Raw genomic sequence first — 18,650 nt, 5'->3', positions numbered from 1 at the left:
TTTTCCATGTCAGATAGCCTAGCCACTCCATCATTGCGCCTTTATGGCATTAAAAATTGCGATACCATAAAAAAGGCCCGCCGCTGGCTGGAAGAGCAAGGTATTGCCTATCAGTTTCACGATTATCGTGCAGACGGATTGAGTGACGAACGCCTGCAAGGTTTTATCGATCAACTGGGTTGGGAACCATTGCTCAATACGCGCGGTACCACCTGGCGTAAATTGCCACAAGCCCAACGTGATGCAATAACCGATGCTCTGGCCGCCAAAGCGCTGATGCTAGAACAGCCAGCCATAATTAAACGCCCGCTACTGGAAGCCACCAATGGCGAAATGCTGCTGGGCTTCAAAACGGAAAGTTATCAACTTTTTATTCAACAACATAATATTAAACAACACGTTATCGAGGTGCAATAACATGATCTGTCCGGTAATCGAACTGGCCCAACAATTAATTAAACGCCCGTCGCTCAGCCCTTCTGATGCGGGCTGCCAGGCGATCATGATTAAGCGCTTAGAGGCTATCGGTTTTACGGTAGAACCTATGAATTTTGGCGATACCCTTAATTTCTGGGCCTGGCGCGGCGAAGGTGAAACCTTGGCATTTGCCGGTCATACCGATGTGGTCCCCACCGGTGATGAAAGCCATTGGAGCAGCCCACCGTTTGAACCGACCATTCGTGATGGCATGCTGTATGGCCGTGGTGCCGCCGATATGAAAGGTTCACTGGCTGCAATGGTGGTCGCCGCCGAACGTTTTGTCGCGGCTCATCCAGAACATAAAGGCCGGCTGGCATTTATGATTACCTCCGATGAAGAAGCCAAGGCCATTAACGGTACGGTCAAAGTCGTGAATGCGTTGATGGCGCGTAACGAGCGGCTGGATTACTGTCTGGTTGGCGAACCCTCCAGTACTGACCGAGTCGGCGATGTGGTGAAAAATGGCCGCCGGGGTTCTATTACTGCCAACTTGCGTATCCATGGAATTCAAGGGCACGTGGCCTATCCTCATTTAGCGGATAATCCGGTTCACCGTGCCATGCCAGCCCTGAATGAGCTGGTTGCTACACAATGGGATGAAGGCAATGAGTTCTTCCCCGCCACCAGTATGCAGATCGCCAATTTGCATGCCGGAACCGGCAGCAATAATGTGATTCCCGGTGAGTTCTATGTGCAGTTCAACTTCCGTTTCAGTACAGAACTGACTGACAGCATGATTAAGCAGCGAGTAGAGGCGCTGTTGAAACGCCATCAACTAAATTACACCCTCGAGTGGGTGTTGTCTGGTCAACCCTTTCTTACCGCAAGGGGTGCGCTGGTCGATGCAGTAATTAATGCTGTTGAGCACTACACTGAAATCACGCCGCAACTGTTAACCACCGGGGGCACCTCTGATGGCCGTTTTATCGCGTTAATGGGTGCTCAAGTGGTGGAGTTAGGGCCGGTTAATGCCACTATCCATAAAGTGAATGAATGTGTTCACGCCGCTGACTTGCAACTACTGAGCCGGATGTATCAGCGAATTATGGAGCAGCTCATCGCATGACAGCTAATACATTAACACCAGAGATGCTTACCGGCCGTTCAACCGATCATCTGACGGTGTTAAGCGGCAACCATCGCCTGCAACCACAAGCTGTTGCGGCCTTTCAGGCTATGCAACAAGCCGCTAAACGAGCGGGGTTTGATTTACAACCTGCCAGCACTTTTCGCGATTTTGACCGCCAATTAGCGATCTGGAATGGTAAATTTCGCGGTGAGCGACCAGTATTAGATAAAGACAGCCAGCCGATAGAGATTTGCCAACTTGATGCTCAGGCTCGTTGTGAGGCTATTTTACGCTGGTCTGCCCTGCCGGGAGCCAGCCGCCATCACTGGGGCAGTGATCTGGATATTTACGATCCCTCCCTGTTGCCCGCAGAGACTAAATTACAGCTGGAGCCATGGGAATACCAAGCGAGTGGCTATTTTTATCCGTTGACCCAGTGGCTGGATGTTCATATGGCTGAATTTGGTTTTTACCGGCCATTTAGCGAGGATAACGGCGGTATTGCAGCAGAACCTTGGCACCTAAGTTATCGCCCGTTAGCTGCGGCGGCGGAACATTTACTGACACCCAACATTCTACTAGAAGCTTGGCAATCACAGGATGTGGCAGGCAGTGAGTGGCTGACAAGCCATTTACCCATGATTTTTTCGCGATTTATTCATACCCTATAGATTCCAAGATGCAGGAAGTCGGCAAGCGAGAATAAGGTTGATTAATCCCGACGTGCTTACGCAGTCAGGTGATTCAGGTTCTTGAGTGCAGCCACACCGGCAGTTTGAAAGATGACAGGTATATCAACGGAAGGAACTTAACCATGCACTGGTTAGCAGATTATTGGTGGATCATACTTATCCTGCTTGCGGGTATTATCTTAAACGGCATCAAAGAGTTACGCCGTCTTGATCATAAAAGCTTTTTAAAAAACAAACCAGAATTACCACCTCATCGCGATAACAATGCGCAATGGGACGACGATGACGACTGGCCGGATAAGAACAAGAAAAAATAAGTAAAGCTCGAGTCACATCAAACGAAGGGGCCAGCCCCCTTCGTCAGGGTGAATTACCTCGCTGCAATATCGTCACGCAAATGGTCGATAGCCAGTTTGAGCATTGGTTGATTAATACCATGCCCAGTATTGGCATCCAGACTCAGTGTTACGCGGCAGCCCAAAGCCATTAAGCTACTGGTTGCAGCCTTGGCATGTTCCACACGAATCACCCCATCCTGCTCACCATGAATAAAATGGATCACCACGTCAGCGATGGGTTGCTGTGGTAACGTCGCAAAACGGCCACTAAACGCAATAACTTGCCCGGCTAATTGCGGCTGAGCTTTCACCCCCTCCAATGACATAATCGTGCCCTGAGAAAAACCGACCAGGGTGGTCTGCTGTGCCCCAAGGCCACTCTTCTGTTGCCAATAACGTATAATATCAATGAATTGCGACATCACCGCATCAACTCGCTCCTGACGATTATCCTCAGTAACACCTTGCACTGAGAACCACTGACGCCCACTCCCCATGTTGCTGGCGAATATACCATCAACACTGACGACCAGCGCCTGAGGAAAGGCTTGTGCAAAATGGCTACCGACCGGTGCCATTCCAGCGGCGCTATCACCAACACCATGAAACAATAATATTAATTGTTCTGGCGTTGCCGGTTGCTGCACTACGATAGAAGTCTGATTCATCAAGCGGCCTTTAATCATTAAATGACAATAACGTTACTATACGCTGCTGGTTTCGGAGAGATATTGGGTTTTATTGATGGAGTTGGTGGGAATTATTGAAGGTAACGGCGGATGCGGGATCTGACTCGGTGGATAGTCGATTGCTCGAGTAATTTATTATCAACAAAACAGGCCAATTAGCCTGTATTCATTATCATTATAAGCAGATGAGATCAAAGAGGTTTTACTATCACTTCACCTTTGCGCTCAGCAACTTCTTTAGCAGCCATAAATCGTTTGAACATTTCGACTTTGCCATCATGAATCGCTTTAAAATCAATTTTACCCTTCGTGTGGGTAGTGCCGCGTTCGTATCGCATAACAAGCCCCATCATTTAGGTAGGTGAGATTACGCTCTCTGGCAAACCGCTTAACATACCTTGGATATATCGTATTAAGGCTTCGTTCTCAGCAGAGAAATACAGACGTTGTGTGCTTTCAATGTCAGCCACCCTGAGCATGAAGTCAACTAACGCGCTATAGAGATAATGTAACTCATGTAGCAATAGGTCAATTGAGCCTTCAGGCTTTGCAAATATCTGTGTCGGGTTTAGCTCTTCCTGCTGCCTATTGTAAAAACTGGCAACAAAAACGAGTAATCCTCTGATTTTTTTACCAATCATACTGTGCATAGTGACTGCCGCCACAGGATCTAAAGAGGGGGGGGACAGAACATTAGCCTCACGGTGATGGAACGTTTTTCATCTCCCGCAAAAACAAATTCAATATCAATGTACCCCATGCCATCTTCAATTTTTACTAATCCTTCAGTGACCAATCTGTGCGTGTGCATCTAGCCTGGTATCCTCGCTATACTCATCCTGAATATGGCGAATACCTTACCTTAAGAGCCTCTTCGACACATCATGAGAAATTGAGTTTTAAGACAATAAAAGATAACTGTCATCAACCCTCTGCCATCCCCTCGGCTGCCTCTTGCCGCCAACGCGCCACTAATGCTTTTCGCCCTGTGAGGGCTAGATTATTAACAATCTGCGCGGGCGAAATACCTTGCTGTAAATAATACCGTAATGCAGGAAGGGGTAATTGGCTGCGTAATAATAAACGCTGTAGAGCGGGTAAGCTCGCTTCTAACGGCCGAAAAGCAAAGGCAAAACCAGCCAGTTCACGCCAGTCGTCGTCATTTAAGGAAATGTCAGGTTGTTGAGGCGGGGATAACGATAAGGGCGTTGGGATGTCTACCCATTGTTGCAACCAATACCAATCACGCTCTAATTGCTGCCGTGCTGCCTCACAGAGCGATTGCCCCGCCGGACTCAAGGGTGATACCGCCATTGCCGCGTAACAGCCGCTGCTGGCTTCCTTATGGCTACCAATACGCACCAGATGAAAGCCACAGGCACGCCAGAAGCATTCTAATTCGGGGGTATAACCAAAACTGACTGAAATATAATCAAGCCTCTCGCGCAGCCCACACGCAAGCTCGGCGGCAATCATCTGCCGGGCTATCCCCTGCCGCCGCCATGACGGTGCGACGGCGACTCGACTGATTCGCCGCGACCGTAAGGTGGGTGCATGCCATTGCCCACTATGTGCCGCCAGTGACTGAGCCACCAAACTCCCCTTTGGCCGCCGTTTCCCTGCCCAAACGGCATGGGCTAATGCACTGCTAAGCCCCCCCTCATCCACCAGCCACAGTGCACCAATGACTGAATCAGCCACCTTGGCCGCAGAAAAATGCATCCCCGGCGCATCCATCAAACGCCGCAAATCAAGGGGGGTGGTGCGATAATGCGCACTGGCAAGCAAACCATAAAAACGTCGCAGCAATTCGGGGTAGTGCAGCCAATCGCGCTGCTTACAGGGCATAATATCGACTGACGCTGAGAGAGATTCGCGGCACGGTAGCTCATCGTCAAATAGCATAACTTCATCCACGACACGCTCTAGCGGATCACCGCTGGCCCAACGAATAGGGTCTGTTAGCGCCAAAGGGTGCCAATCGTGTAGTGTTGTACAGAACTTCAACAAGAAACCACGCCCGGTGCCTTCGTAACCCTGTACGGTGGTGGTTAATAATGCCCGTGGGAAGTACACCAATAACGCCGATAGGAGTGTGGCAGGGATAGCCGCAGCCTCATCAATCAATAACCAGTCAATGCCGCTGACATCGTTTAACCGACAGTAGTCTAATAGTGCATCCAGCGCCCAGAAGTGCGCTCGTTCTCCCGCGCACTGATTCAGCACTTGTGTGGCCGCTTTACCCGGCCCGGTAACCCAGCAGCGACCGGGCCACTGCGCTACCAACATACCGGCCAGCGTCGATTTACCGCGCCCACGGGCTGCCGTCAGCACCCAAGTGCCGCGTTCTGCCTGCATTAGGCGTTGAAGGATAGTTTGCTGTTCCGTGGTAGGAGAACCGTCGGGCTGCTGCCAGTCTGGGCGAGAGTACACCATAGGCATAGCTAGCGGCTGGTTCTGTTGCCACAAAATAACATCAGGATCAGCCTGAAGTTGACGTTGCAGATGGTGAATAAAATTCGGTGTAGTGATGGGGGTTAGTTGTTCACTCCAGCGCAAACTATCAGCGTCTGGTAAGCACGGCCACCTATCCCACTGCGGCACTAATAGCACCAGCCAGCTCCCAGCTTGCAATGCGCCGGCCAGCACCGCCAGTGCTTCGGTATTCAAACCATCGGTGGCATCAAATACGCCATGTAACCCTTCCTGCCCGAGTAAGGTTTTTGCCGCTGTCGGGTGAATTGCATTGCCAGTGTCAGGGGCCTGTTCTGCTATCCATAACCAATCACCCGGCAATTGCTGACGCAGATTTAATGCCTGCTGGCGCGACCAATCCGCGCAACCGCTGAGGACCAGTAAACGCCGTATCCCCTGCCGTGCCATTAGTGGTTGGCTGAGCACAATTTGATGGATCACGTTACGATTTACCGATCACCAGTGAAAGCAAGCCCGCGGCGATCAACGGCCCAACCGGAACGCCTCTGAATAACGCAACCCCCAGTACCGTTCCGACCAATAGCCCTGCCACCACGGACGGTTGGTGAGTCATCAACGACACGCCACGCCCGCCTAACCAAGAGACCGCAACCCCGACCACAATGGCTAATATCGATTTCCACTGCACAAAGGAGTGCAGCACCTCGCTGGCGCTAATTTTACCACTAGCAATCGGCGTCATCACGCCAATGGTCAGAATCAAAATACCGATGGTTAAGCCATACTTTTCTATCCATGGGAAAAACTGATTTAACGGAGTAATACGAATGGCGAGTAGTGTCAGAATAGCTAATGTGACGGTCATATTGTGGCTAATGATGCCAAGCGCAGCCAACGCCAATAGAATCAATAAAGTTGGATCAAGAGCGGCCATGGTTATCCCTGCCTTGCAATAAATGCCGGCAGCTAGCGTGCCGGTAAGAGGAAAGTGGTCTTATGATAATCTATTTATACTTTTCGTACCTGACGCTACAGCGCTGTTCGCTGTAACGCCAATGATTTTAGCTGATCAGTTTAACGGGTGGAGAACGTGTTGCAGCTATTAGGATCACCGCTATCGAAACCACGTTTAAACCAGGTATAGCGCTGTTGTGATGTGCCATGAGTGAAGCTATCCGGGACGACACGCCCTTGCCTTTGCTGCTGTAAGCGATCATCCCCAATCGCCTGTGCCGCATTTAGTGCCGCTTGTAAATCACCCACTTCCAACACCTGCTGGTCTTCCATCGCTTTGCCCCACACACCGGCAAAGCAGTCCGCCTGCAATTCCATTTTGACCGAGAGACGATTAGCTTCAGCCTGAGATGCACCCTGCTGCTGCTGACGCACTTTAGTATCAATACCCATCAAATGCTGCACATGGTGGCCAACTTCATGAGCAATCACATAGGCCTGAGCAAAGTCGCCCCCCGCCCCCAGTTTATTCTTCATATCTTCATAGAAAGATAAGTCGATATAAACCGTGCTATCTGCTGGGCAATAAAACGGCCCCATAACGGACTGACCGGTACCGCAACCGGTGCGCGTTGCACCACGATACATCACCAGTTTAGGCTCCTGATAGGTGCGCCCCATTTTTTGGAAAATAGGTTTCCAGGCGTCTTCTGTATCCGCCAGAACGACCGAGGTGAATTTGGCATATTGGTCATCTTTAGTGCTGACTGAACTTGGAGAACGTGGCTGTGTTTGAGTTTGTGACATCGGATCACTGCCATTTAACAGCGGGGTCAAGTCAACCCCGTAGTAGCCCGCAACCAACACCACAATCAGAATAACAATACCGCCCTTGCCGCCAATCGGAGGCCGGAACCCACCACCGCCCCCGGATGCGTCCCCGCGCCTATCTTCTACATTGTCACTTTCACGACGACCTTGCCAACGCATAGCAATACTCCCAGATATTTTCCTTACATATTATCGTAGGAAATCTGTCGAGCTAATACCATTAAAAGCTTAAATGATTGGTGTTATTAGGGGAGTTGGGCATTCAAATACATGCTCAAAGTACTTAGCGGCACAACCAGACGGCAAGTGAGAGACAAATCTGTCTGGAGCAGAACTAAACGCTGCTTGCTGCGGCTGGCCCAAAGAGGGGCTGAGTGGTGAACATAGCTAACAATGCTGTAGCGTTAAGAAAGAAAAGCATGGGGGAGATAGCGACTATCTCCCCTGCGCCAGACAAAACGGAATCGATTGCGCGGTTAGTCTAATTTTACGCCGATACGGTGTGCAACTTCTTCGTAGGCTTCAATCAAACCACCCAGGCTTTGACGGTAACGGTCTTTGTCCATCTTGTTCAGGGTTTCCTTATCCCATAAACGGCTGCCATCAGGTGAGAACTCATCACCCAACACCACTTCATCACCGAACAAACCGAACTCCAACTTGAAGTCCACCAGGATTAAACCGGCATCATCAAACAGTTTACTCAACACATCATTCGCCAGATAGCTCAGCTCTTTCATGCGGGCCAATTGTGCTTCTGTCGCCCAGCCAAAGGTCTTGCAATAAGACTCATTGACCATTGGGTCATGCATGGCATCGTTTTTCAAAAACAGGTCGAACAGTGGTGGGTTTAGTTGCAAACCTTCTTCTATTCCTAAGCGTTTTACCAACGAGCCTGCGGCACGGTTACGGATAACACACTCAACTGGGATCATTTCCAGTTTTTTGACCAACACTTCGGTATCTGACAGCAAGCGTTCCATTTGCGTTGGAATACCGGCTTCTTCCAATTTAGTCATAATGAAATAGTTAAATTTGTTATTTACCATTCCCTTACGATCGAATTGTTCAATGCGCTGACCATCCAGTGCTGACGTATCGTTACGGAACTCCAATACCAATAGGTCAGGATTTTCGGTGGTATAGACGGTCTTCGCCTTCCCACGATACAACTCAGCTAGCTTTTGCATCTTATTACTCCAGTGATATGCGATAAACAGACCTTTCGTGCTTGAAGCCGCAGGGTTAGCGCGTTCGCTCACCCGAATCACTTACCGATGTAAGTTCATCGGAATTTGTTCACTTGCTGCCTTCCTGTAACCCCAGTTACTTTAGGTATAAATAAGGAAAGGGGCCGAAGCCCCTTTGATTTTATTTGGTATTTGTAGCACCAGTTTGGCTAAATGCTGCCTGGAACACCGCGACCAGAGCATCGTTCTGAGACTGAGTCAGAGTATGCCCTTTCGGACCGATGAACTGTAAGCTACTGCGGTTATCGAGATCACCGACCTGTAACTTATAATCGCCTTCTGGCAATTCAGGGTCTTTGGCACCCAACGCATCCCAACTGCCGCTACTCATGGATTTATTGGTAACGTTAATCGAACCTTGTGGGCGGCTACGATCAGTAACCTTCATGCCAATCTTCTCAAGGGCGGCTGGCAGACGTTCCCACAATACAGCATAAGGGGCACGTACAATCAGTTGCGGTAAACCAGTATCATCGCTGCCGCTTTGAACATCTAGCGTGCCGACTTTACGGGAAGCCTGACTGCTTTCGCTATCAGAACGCACCTTATCCAGACCTTCGATAATGGCATTCAGCATTGCACCGTTGTAGCGCTGGATTTCGGTATAGCTGGTGACCGGTTGCCCACCTTGCTGTAAAGCAAGAGATTTCACCACTAACACCAACTGATAACCTTGCTCCTGCACGCTTATCTGATAACGGCCTTCAAACTGCACGTCTTCATCTGCACGGTTCCATTTGACCCAGTCAGTTGTCAACGTTTGGCTGGCATCCTGACGGCTGGCTATCGCCCAGTTTTTATCCTGTAGAACGCGGGTAACTTGCGCCCAAAGATTACGGTTTTGCGGGCTATTCTCTAACAATAGCTTGCTGGTATCGTTAGCATTTTCAGCGCGAGAACCGCTAAGCAATGCCAGTGGTTGTACCGGAGGACGGATGTCCAACTGTTTGCCCACAGCACCTTGAGAGTTGACGGAACGGATATCAAACTCACCATTTTGTATCGGCAGAATCATCCCTGCTGGTGAGTTAAGCGGCTTTAGCCCCGGAGCTTCAAGATAAGACTCGTCACCACCAACCTGGCGTTTGTAGCGTTGGTCAGTGGAGCAACCTGCCAGCAGCATTGCCAGCGAAACACCCACTACCGTTACCACCGTCGACTTTTGCAATGTTATTGCCATCAAATTTCCCTAAGAGTTACAGCAAACCAGCGCTTTTCAGCGCATCTTCCACAATCCGTTTAGCCGGGTCAGTCAGTGGGGTCATTGGCAGACGAAGAGTGTCATTCGCCATTAATCCCAGCTTCTTCGCGGCCCATTTCACCGGAATTGGGTTTGCTTCTACAAATAAATGCTGATGCAACGGCATCAAGCGCTGATTCAAACGGCGTGCTTCTGCAAAGTTACCCTGTGCAGCCAAGGCACAAAGTTCAGCCATTTCGCGCGCAGCAATGTTAGCTGTCACCGAAATAACCCCTTTGCCGCCCAGTTGCATGAAGTCCAGTCCGCTCGCATCGTCACCACTGAGCAGGATGAAATCTTCATCATCAACCAGCACTTGGATCTGACTAACCCGACTTAAGTTCCCTGTTGCTTCTTTAACAGCAACAATATTTTTAATTTTGGCTAAGCGAGCAATGGTCGGCGGTAACATATCGCAACCGGTACGCGAAGGCACATTATAGAGAATTTGTGGCAAATCGGTACTTTCAGCAATCGCTTTGAAGTGTTGATATAACCCTTCCTGCATTGGCCGATTATAATATGGCGTGACAGTCAAACATCCCACCACACCGGTATTATTAAACCGTTGGGTGAGAGAAATTGCTTCGGAGGTGGCATTAGCGCCGGTTCCGGCAATGACTGGGATTCGGCCGTCGGCCAGTTCGAGCGTCTGCATGACCACATCGACATGTTCGTCATGGTTCAGTGTTGCAGACTCACCAGTTGTGCCCACGGAGACAATCGCCGCAGTACCACTGGTTACATGGTAATCAATCAGTTTCTTCAGGCTTGCACGATCGACCGCACCTTTGTCGTCCATCGGCGTTACCAGTGCAACTATGCTTCCTGTAAACATTGGACTTCCCGTAAACATTGCCCACCCCCTCCTTAAACAAGTTCCTCATGGTACTTTTGACCTCTATCCAAAAGCAAGCAAACAACTGTGTTGTAAGCGCTTGGCAGCAGGTTTTTTTTATGTTTACCATGGTAACCCCAAAGAGCATGACAGGAAGAGCGATTTTGCCGCAGCTTGATGAACATTATCTGGTCATTACCGCACTGGGTGCTGACCGCCCAGGAATCGTGAATACCATCACCCGCCATGTCAGTAGCTGCGGTTGTAATATTGAAGATAGCCGGCTAGCCATGTTCGGTGAGGAGTTCACATTTATTATGCTGCTTTCAGGCAGTTGGAATGCGATTACCCTACTGGAGTCCACCTTACCGCAAAAAGGGGCAGAGCTTGATTTGCTAATTGTGATGAAGCGAACCAACGCTCAGGACCAAAAAGCAATGCCTGCCACAGTATGGGTAAAAGTTGAAGTCAATGACTCCCCCCATATTATTGAACGGTTTACCAACTTGTTTCATTGTCACAATATGAATATCGCCGAGTTGGTTTCCAAAACTCAGCCGGCTGAAGGCGGCAACCCCCCTCGGTTGCATATCCAGATTAGTGCGCACAGTCCCGCCAGCCAAAACAGTTCGATAATTGAACACGCTTTTTATCAGCTATGTACAGAACTCAACGCGCAAGGCAGTATTAGCGTTGTGAACTATCCACAGCATGACTCACGAATGGAGAGTTAGTAATGAGCCCATTGAAAGCCGGTGATATAGCGCCGAAGTTTAGTTTGCCCGACCAAGATGGCGAGCAGATTAGTTTGGCCGACTTCCAGGGACAACGTGTCTTGGTCTACTTCTACCCTAAAGCCATGACACCAGGCTGTACTGTTCAGGCCTGCGGTCTGCGCGACAACATGGATGAATTGAAGAAAGCGGGTGTCGAAGTGCTCGGTATTAGTACCGATAAACCTGAAAAGCTGTCACGTTTCGCTGAAAAAGAGCTACTGAACTTCACATTGCTGTCTGATGAAGATCATCAGGTCGCAGAGCAGTTTGGTGTCTGGGGCGAAAAAAGCTTTATGGGTAAAACCTACGATGGTATCCACCGTATCAGTTTCTTAATTGATGCCGACGGTAAGGTGGAGCATGTGTTTGATAATTTCAAAACCACCAACCACCACGATATCGTAGTGGATTACTTGCGCCAAAGTGCCTGAGTGATTAGTTAGTCAGAAGAGCAAAAAAAGAGCGCTCAAACGCTCTTTTTTATTCGTCATATCTTCATATACTCTAAATAATTCGAGTTGCAGGAAGGCGGCAACTAAGTGAAGCCCCAAGAGCTTACATAAGTAAGTGACTGGGGTGAACGAAGGCAGCCAACGCAGATGCAGCTTGAAGTATGACGAGTATAAGTTAATCTGCGTCGGGGATAAACTCCTCCGGCCAGGCATGAATAACCGCTTTCACCAGCGTAGCTAACGGGATGGCAAAGAATACCCCCCAAAAGCCCCACATGCCGCCAAAAATGATCACTGACAGAATAATCACCAAAGGATGTAGGTTTACGGCCTCAGAGAACAGTACCGGCACCAGCAAGTTACCATCCAGCCCTTGTACTACCAGATAGGCGATAAAAAGTGTCCAGAAATCGGCCCCAACCCCCCACTGGAATAACGCCACCAACACTACTGGAATAGTGACAATCACTGCGCCAATATAAGGGATCAGTACCGAGAAGCCGACTAACACCGCCAATAACAGCGCGTAATTCATACCCATAACAAAGAACACTAAATACGTGGCGATGCCAACAATCACCATCTCCAATACTTTGCCACGAATATAATTGGTTATCTGCTGGTTCATTTCCAGCCAGACTTGCCCAGCCAGACCGCGATTACGCGGTAAAATACGCCGTACTGCATTCAGCATCTGCTCTTTATCTTTGAGCAGGAAAAACAGCATCAGTGGCACCAGAATCAAATAAATTGCCAATGTCAGTAAACCTATCAATGAAGCGAGAGAGATTTTAACCACGGACTCCCCCATCCCCGACAGCTTGCTTCGCAGATTTTCTGCCATCATATCGACAATGCCGGCATCCACCAGCGCGGGATAACGCGAAGGTAATTTATGAGCAAACGCATTGAATTTATTAAGCATTTTCGGCATATCTGATATCAGATTATTGCCCTGTTGCCACACCGTTGGCGCCACAACAAATACCGCCAGTAGTGTGATACCACCGAAAATCACCAGTACGATACTGGCCGCCCATGGGCGCGAACAACCAATACGTTGTAATCGGGCGGTTGGCCATTCTAACAAATACGCCAACACGATCGCCGCCAGCAGAGGAGCCAAAATGCCACTGAAGAAGTAGAGAATGCAGAATCCAGCCAACAGAATAACCAATAAAGCGATAACCTGCGGGTCGGTAAAACGCCGACGATACCACTGTAACAACAGCTCTAGCATCCGTAATTGCTCCTTAAGTGCCATGAGAGATCGACAAATTAGTCGATCCCTTTAACCGCCCCGACATGCAGGGACATAACGAAGGTAAATTGTTTTCGTCAGACGTTCCCTTATCTCCACATGCTGGCTAAGATAGTTGCGGGCCTCAGCACGGATGTTGAGCTTAACCTTTGACGTATTTGATGCTATTTATGTGATCTATACCCAATTGTACTGGAGAGTAGAGTAAGGAAGAAGAACTCTTACACATCTCGGAGTCTAATTGTCATTACATTAGCAAGGGCAGCCTCGTTTATGACTTATCGGTTAACTAAAACAGGTCGGTTAAGTAAGACAATGATCGCCACACTACTCAGTAGCTTGCTGCTCACTGGCACAATACCTGCCAGCGCTGAGACACAAGACCTGCTGCCCGATATTGGTACCTCTGCGGGTGCCACTTTGAGTATCGATCAGGAAAAGGCAATGGGGGATTTTTATGTCCGCCAAATGCGCGCCAGCACACCGCTGATTTATGACCCGCTATTGACTCAATATATCAATACGCTGGGTAATCGGCTGGTCGCCAATGCCTACTCAGTACGTACGCCGTTTCATTTCTATTTAGTGAATAACGATCAAATTAACGCTTTTGCTTTCTTCGGTGGCAATGTGGTGCTCCACTCTGCCCTGTTCCGCTATACCGAAAACGAAAGTGAACTAGCATCTGTATTAGCACATGAAATATCTCATGTGACTCAACGCCATCTGGCGCGCGCGATGGAAGAACAGCAAAGAATGGCGCCGCTGACGTGGGTCGGGGTACTAGGTTCTATTCTGTTAACCATGGCCAGCCCACAAGCAGGGATGGCGGGTTTGAGCGGCACGTTAGCAGGCGCTCAACAAGGCGTCATCAGCTTTACTCAAGGCAACGAACAGGAAGCTGACCGTATAGGTATTCAGGTATTACAGCGTTCGGGGTTTGATCCGCAGGCCATGCCTAACTTCCTGCAAAAATTAGCCGATCAGTCACGATATACATCAAAACCACCGGAAATGCTGCTGACTCACCCCTTACCAGATAGCCGTTTATCTGATGCGCGTAACCGTGCTAATCAGATGAAACCGCACCCTATCGCGTCATCACAAGATTACTTATTCGCCAAAGTTCGTATTCTGGGCATGTATGGCTCAACTGAGAACAGCCTCACGCCAGACCTGCTGGAAACATTGAGTAAAGGCACGGTGCGCGAGCAATTGGCGGCCAAATACGGTCAGGCCATTTTATGGTATCAGGCCAAAAAGTACGATGAAGCCCGCAATCTGTTACAGCCCCTGTTAGCGCAACAACCGGGCAATATTTGGTTCCTTGATTTGATGACTGATATCGATCTGGGGCAAAACAAAGCCGCCGCCGCCATTGCCCGCCTGCAAGCGGCAACCGCTAAACAAAATGATGAGCCGGTGTTGCAATTGAACCTGGCCAACGCTTATGTCCAAGGTGGCCAACCGGCGGCAGCAGTCAAGATACTAAATCGCTACACCTTTGCTAATCCAAACGACCCTAATGGCTGGGATCTGTTAGCCCAGGCAGCAGCTGCACTGGGTTTACGTGATCAGGAACTGGCTGCTCGGGCAGAGAGCCTGGCTTTGAGCGGCAAATTGCCACAGGCCATCGGCCTGCTCAGCGATGCCAGTGCTCGGGTGAAATTGGGGAGTCTGGAACAGGCGCGTTATGATGCGCGCATTGACCAGTTACGCCAGCTAGATAAGCGCTTCCAGAAATACCAGAAGTCTTAAGGAAATTTATCATGAAAGATGTCACGTTTTATCATAATCCACGCTGCTCTAAAAGCCGGGAAACCCTCGCGCTGGTTGAACAGCAGGGGATTCAGCCACAGGTCATATTATATTTAGACAATCCACCGTCTGTGGCGGGGTTAAAAGCGTTACTGCAACAACTCGGCTTTCATGACGCGCGGCAGCTTATGCGCACCAAAGAAGATCTCTACCGAACACTGAATTTGGCAGATGAGACACTGACTCAGGATCAGTTACTGCAAGCGATGAGCGATAATCCAAAACTTATCGAGCGCCCAATTGTGGTTTATAACGGCCAGGCACGTATCGGCCGCCCGCCTGAGCAGGTGCTTGAGATTTTACCGTAACTTGATTGCAACCCATGATTGAACGCTGCGTATCGAAGCGAGGCCGATGGAAGGACCGAGTCACCAACGCAGCGCCCCCTACCACTTGCCAAAGGAAGGGGATTAAAGGCTAAGAGTTTCTTTTACAAAAGGAATGGTGAGCTTACGCTGGGCGGTGATAGAGGCCCGATCAAGTTGATCCAGGGTCATAAACAGTGTGCGCATTTCCCGATCCAACCGTTTTAGCAAGAAACGGCCGACGTCTTCGGGTAATTCAAAACCACGCAATTTGGCACGTAACTGTAAAGCCTGCAATTTTTCATCATCCGACAACGGCTGCAATTTATAGATCTGCCCCCAATCCAAGCGAGAAGCTAAATCAGGCAAACCGAGATTTAATTGCCGTGGTGGGCGATCACCGGTAATCAATAAACGGGTACGGCCGGTTTCAACAATGCGGTTATAGAGATTAAAGATCGCCATTTCCCACTGCTCATCGCCCGCGATACACTCAATGTTATCAATACAAACCAGCGCCAACTGCTCCATACCATCTAATACTTCGGGTACAAAATAGGCACGTTTATCGAGCGGGACATAGCCTACCGCCTCGCCTTTTTGCGATAACTCCGCACAAGCTGCATGTAATAGATGGCTCCGGCCACCGCCTTCGCGCGACCAAAAATAGATATAACTGCCGTGGGACTGATGAACAGTGGACTGGATCGCCGCTAACAGGGACGGGTTCTCCCCCGGATAAAAACTGGCAAAAGTTTCATCATCGGGAAGATAGAGTGGCAGTGAAAGCTGTGCCGGCGTATTCAGAAGCACCTCAACCAACAAAACGGGCGGGAAAACGTGGCAAGCTTACCACAAAAATTAACAACAGCATAAAAACCTGATCTGAAGCGAAAAACTGGCCGAACCCACAATAACTGCCCGGCCAGATATCACTTTTTATTGCACCGATATTAACGTGTGGACTCGTCTTCCTGGGCGTCAATAATCTCTTCTTCAGGGCGAATCAGACTGATCACTTTAAACAGCAAGCTCAAGCCAATCCCCACAACCGTTGCTAAAGCCATGCCTTTCAGTTCAGTTGCGCCGATGTTCACTTTCGCGCCACTCACCCCGATGATCAGGATAACGGAGGTTAAGATCAGGTTTTGTGCTTTGTTATAATCAACTTTTGACTCGATCAGCACGCGGATACCTGATGCGGCAATAACACCGTACAGCAGTAGTGAAACACCGCCCATCACCGGTACTGGCACCGCTTGAATGGCAGCAGCCAATTTACCGATACAAGACAGCATGATCGCCAGAATCGCCGCGCCACCTATCACCCAAGTACTGTAAACACGAGTGATCGCCATAACACCGATATTCTCACCATACGTGGTATTGGGGGTTGAGCCAAAGAAGCCGGAAATCACCGTCGAAATACCGTTGGCAAACATCGAGCGATGCAAACCAGGGTCACGAATCAAATCTTTTTTCACGATATTAGCAGTCACCACCAAGTGACCGATATGTTCAGCAATAACCACCAGCGCCGCAGGCAAGATGGTCAAAATAGCGAACCATTCAAAACGTGGGGTATAAAACGTCGGTAAGGCAAACCAATGGGCCTGACTAATCGGGGTTAAATCAACCACCCCCATCACGAATGACAAAGCATAACCGACCAACACACCGATCAAGATAGGGATAATGGCGAAGAAGCCACGGAACAGCACCGATCCCAGAATGGTTACCCCTAACGTCACCATTGAAATGATAATAGTGGTTGAATCTACTGTCACACCTTGGGAGGGCAATAATCCGGCCATACCCGCAGCAACGCCAGCTAACTCAAGGCCGATAACGGCAACAATCGCCCCCATCGCCGCGGGCGGGAACAGCACATTCAGCCAACCCGTTCCGGCTTTTTTCACAATCAGCGCCACCAGACAAAACAGCACGCCGCACATGATAAAACCACCCAAGGCAACTTCGTATCCCAAGGGCAATAGCAGCAGTACCGGTGAGATAAACGCAAAACTTGAGCCGAGGTAAGCCGGGATTTTTCCCTTACAAATAAACAGATAGAGCAAGGTTCCGATACCGTTGAACAGCAGCACCGTGGCCGGGTTAATTTTAAATAGAATAGGAACTAAAACGGTGGCACCAAACATGGCGAACAAATGTTGAAAACTCAGGGGGATCGTCTGGAGCAGCGGTGGACGCTCGCTGACACCAATGGTGCGACGGCTCATTTCTCTATCCTCTTAATGGTGTGTTTAAAAATGATTATGCTAAAAGTTATTCAAAAAAAAGCCGACTATCGAGTCGGCTATCATCAGTTATTTGGTTCCGAAAATCTTATCCCCGGCATCACCCAAACCTGGAATGATATAACCGTGTTCGTTCAGGCACTGATCGATGGCGGCGGTATACAGCTCTACGTCTGGGTGCGCTTCTTCTAGCGCTTTGATACCCTCCGGTGCGGCAACCAATACCAACACTTTAATGCTCTGGCAGCCGGCTTTCTTCAGCAAATCGATAGTCGCAATCATCGAACCACCGGTTGCCAGCATAGGGTCAACAACCAACGCCATACGTTCGTTAATATCGGCAACCAGTTTCTGGAAATACGGTACCGGTTTTAGTGTCTCTTCATCACGATAGACACCCACCACGCTAATGCGGGCACTCGGTATATTTTCCAACACCCCTTCCATCATGCCTAAACCAGCACGTAGGATCGGCACCACCGTAATTTTCTTACCTTTAATCTGTTCAATCTCTACCGGCCCGTTCCAACCCTCAATGGTGACTTTCTCAGTTTCCAGATCGGCGGTTGCCACGTAAGTCAGCAAACTCCCTACTTCAGACGCTAACTCGCGAAAACGCTTCGTGCTGATATCATTCTCACGCATCAAACCAAGTTTATGTTTTACTAGCGGGTGTTTCACCTCAACGATCTTCATTATTTTTCTCCTGGTTAGGCGGTTGACGGCCAAAAAAATCGCGAGATTATACCGCCTTTTTTTTTGAACGCCACAATGAATAGCCTGATTCAGATCAATAGAAAATCAATCTTAAGTCAAGAAAGCTAAAAATCAGCGTGATATCACAAGCTACTCGCAAACGTTTGCCTGCGCTGTTAGAATTGTCGCGTTTTCTTCCTATAGCCAAAGTAATTGGCGTTGCAGGTAGGCTGCCAGCAAGCGAACTGCGATGAGCTGACTAAGTCA

General features: G+C 49.2%; 21 protein-coding genes. 8 read left to right on the top strand and 13 right to left on the bottom strand.

The features are described from left to right. Positions 1 to 6 precede the first annotated feature (6 nt). The 4 genes from V1955_RS05580 to V1955_RS05565 all read left to right on the top strand — a co-directional run bounded on the left by V1955_RS05580 (position 7) and on the right by V1955_RS05565 (position 2,558). Positions 7 to 417: an ArsC family reductase gene (locus V1955_RS05580; RefSeq protein ID WP_083163324.1), complete on the top strand. Its 411-nt coding sequence runs from the start codon at positions 7 to 9 to the stop codon at positions 415 to 417. A 1-nt stretch (position 418) separates the two neighbouring features. After that, complete coding sequence (gene dapE / locus V1955_RS05575; protein WP_083163321.1) at positions 419 to 1,546, top strand: succinyl-diaminopimelate desuccinylase; 1,128 nt, start codon at positions 419 to 421, stop codon at positions 1,544 to 1,546. Further along, positions 1,543 to 2,220: a M15 family metallopeptidase gene (locus V1955_RS05570; RefSeq protein ID WP_083163318.1), complete on the top strand. Its 678-nt coding sequence runs from the start codon at positions 1,543 to 1,545 to the stop codon at positions 2,218 to 2,220. The genes dapE and V1955_RS05570 overlap by 4 nt, the downstream gene beginning before the upstream one ends. Positions 2,221 to 2,363: 143 nt before the next feature. Beyond that, positions 2,364 to 2,558 carry a YpfN family protein gene (locus V1955_RS05565; protein WP_083163315.1) on the top strand — a complete coding sequence of 65 codons (195 nt, stop codon included), beginning with the start codon at positions 2,364 to 2,366 and terminating at the stop codon, positions 2,556 to 2,558. A gap of 53 nt (positions 2,559 to 2,611) precedes the next feature. On the opposite strand, the gene ypfH is transcribed toward V1955_RS05565, so the two are convergent. From ypfH to dapA, 9 genes are all read right to left on the bottom strand, one after another. Next, the gene (gene ypfH, locus V1955_RS05560; RefSeq protein WP_420073149.1) at positions 2,612 to 3,247 is read right to left on the bottom strand and encodes an esterase; all 636 of its coding nucleotides are present in this window, start codon (positions 3,245 to 3,247) and stop codon (positions 2,612 to 2,614) included. A 212-nt stretch (positions 3,248 to 3,459) separates the two neighbouring features. Then, positions 3,460 to 3,606, bottom strand: a complete 147-nt coding sequence (locus V1955_RS05555; protein ID WP_005183905.1) for a hypothetical protein — start codon at positions 3,604 to 3,606, stop codon at positions 3,460 to 3,462. Between the two features lie 15 nt (positions 3,607 to 3,621). After that, a complete protein-coding gene (locus V1955_RS05550) occupies positions 3,622 to 3,918 on the bottom strand; it encodes a hypothetical protein (protein ID WP_442820617.1) in 297 nt (98 codons plus the stop codon). Positions 3,919 to 4,192: 274 nt separating this feature from the next. Further along, positions 4,193 to 6,151 (bottom strand): tRNA(Met) cytidine acetyltransferase TmcA, encoded by a 1,959-nt coding sequence (locus V1955_RS05545; protein WP_442821422.1) that lies wholly within the window; start codon positions 6,149 to 6,151, stop codon positions 4,193 to 4,195. Between the two features lie 34 nt (positions 6,152 to 6,185). Beyond that, positions 6,186 to 6,638, bottom strand: coding sequence for a DUF441 domain-containing protein (locus V1955_RS05540; protein ID WP_004876835.1), 453 nt, complete (start codon positions 6,636 to 6,638; stop codon positions 6,186 to 6,188). A 140-nt stretch (positions 6,639 to 6,778) separates the two neighbouring features. Beyond that, positions 6,779 to 7,648 (bottom strand): KPN_02809 family neutral zinc metallopeptidase, encoded by an 870-nt coding sequence (ypfJ, locus tag V1955_RS05535; RefSeq protein ID WP_083163309.1) that lies wholly within the window; start codon positions 7,646 to 7,648, stop codon positions 6,779 to 6,781. A gap of 317 nt (positions 7,649 to 7,965) precedes the next feature. Then, a complete protein-coding gene (purC, locus tag V1955_RS05530) occupies positions 7,966 to 8,679 on the bottom strand; it encodes a phosphoribosylaminoimidazolesuccinocarboxamide synthase (RefSeq protein ID WP_083163306.1) in 714 nt (237 codons plus the stop codon). A 181-nt stretch (positions 8,680 to 8,860) separates the two neighbouring features. Next, a complete protein-coding gene (gene bamC / locus V1955_RS05525) occupies positions 8,861 to 9,919 on the bottom strand; it encodes an outer membrane protein assembly factor BamC (protein ID WP_420073150.1) in 1,059 nt (352 codons plus the stop codon). 16 nt (positions 9,920 to 9,935) lie between these two features. Next, on the bottom strand, positions 9,936 to 10,817 hold the full coding sequence (dapA, locus tag V1955_RS05520) for a 4-hydroxy-tetrahydrodipicolinate synthase (protein ID WP_083163301.1): 882 nt from the start codon (positions 10,815 to 10,817) through the stop codon (positions 9,936 to 9,938). Positions 10,818 to 10,981: 164 nt separating this feature from the next. Between dapA and V1955_RS05515 the strand changes: the two genes are divergently transcribed. Continuing rightward, the gene (locus tag V1955_RS05515) at positions 10,982 to 11,551 is read left to right on the top strand and encodes a glycine cleavage system transcriptional repressor (protein ID WP_083164144.1); all 570 of its coding nucleotides are present in this window, start codon (positions 10,982 to 10,984) and stop codon (positions 11,549 to 11,551) included. A 2-nt stretch (positions 11,552 to 11,553) separates the two neighbouring features. Then, complete coding sequence (bcp, locus tag V1955_RS05510; RefSeq protein WP_083163299.1) at positions 11,554 to 12,024, top strand: thioredoxin-dependent thiol peroxidase; 471 nt, start codon at positions 11,554 to 11,556, stop codon at positions 12,022 to 12,024. A gap of 196 nt (positions 12,025 to 12,220) precedes the next feature. Here the strand turns inward: bcp and V1955_RS05505 are convergent, their stop codons facing one another. Further along, complete coding sequence (locus tag V1955_RS05505; RefSeq protein ID WP_442820616.1) at positions 12,221 to 13,285, bottom strand: AI-2E family transporter; 1,065 nt, start codon at positions 13,283 to 13,285, stop codon at positions 12,221 to 12,223. A gap of 336 nt (positions 13,286 to 13,621) precedes the next feature. Between V1955_RS05505 and V1955_RS05500 the strand changes: the two genes are divergently transcribed. Next, a complete protein-coding gene (locus V1955_RS05500; protein WP_372559934.1) occupies positions 13,622 to 15,064 on the top strand; it encodes a beta-barrel assembly-enhancing protease in 1,443 nt (480 codons plus the stop codon). An 11-nt stretch (positions 15,065 to 15,075) separates the two neighbouring features. Then, positions 15,076 to 15,432, top strand: coding sequence for an arsenate reductase (glutaredoxin) (gene arsC, locus V1955_RS05495; protein WP_083163291.1), 357 nt, complete (start codon positions 15,076 to 15,078; stop codon positions 15,430 to 15,432). Between the two features lie 102 nt (positions 15,433 to 15,534). Here the strand turns inward: arsC and hda are convergent, their stop codons facing one another. The 3 genes from hda to upp form a co-directional block, all read right to left on the bottom strand. After that, entirely contained in the window at positions 15,535 to 16,242 is a 708-nt protein-coding gene (gene hda, locus V1955_RS05490; protein ID WP_032906019.1) for a DnaA inactivator Hda, read from the bottom strand. 140 nt (positions 16,243 to 16,382) lie between these two features. Then, positions 16,383 to 17,669 (bottom strand): uracil permease, encoded by a 1,287-nt coding sequence (gene uraA / locus V1955_RS05485; RefSeq protein WP_083163289.1) that lies wholly within the window; start codon positions 17,667 to 17,669, stop codon positions 16,383 to 16,385. A gap of 87 nt (positions 17,670 to 17,756) precedes the next feature. After that, positions 17,757 to 18,383, bottom strand: coding sequence for a uracil phosphoribosyltransferase (gene upp / locus V1955_RS05480; RefSeq protein WP_005183956.1), 627 nt, complete (start codon positions 18,381 to 18,383; stop codon positions 17,757 to 17,759). Between the last annotated feature and the right edge of the window lie 267 nt (positions 18,384 to 18,650).

The organism is Yersinia sp. 2545 StPb PI, from assembly GCF_052217125.1.
GTDB classification, from domain to species: domain Bacteria; phylum Pseudomonadota; class Gammaproteobacteria; order Enterobacterales; family Enterobacteriaceae; genus Yersinia; species Yersinia enterocolitica_E.
Note: the sequence above shows the minus strand (reverse complement) of the source record. Positions and strands in the feature narration are given on the sequence as shown.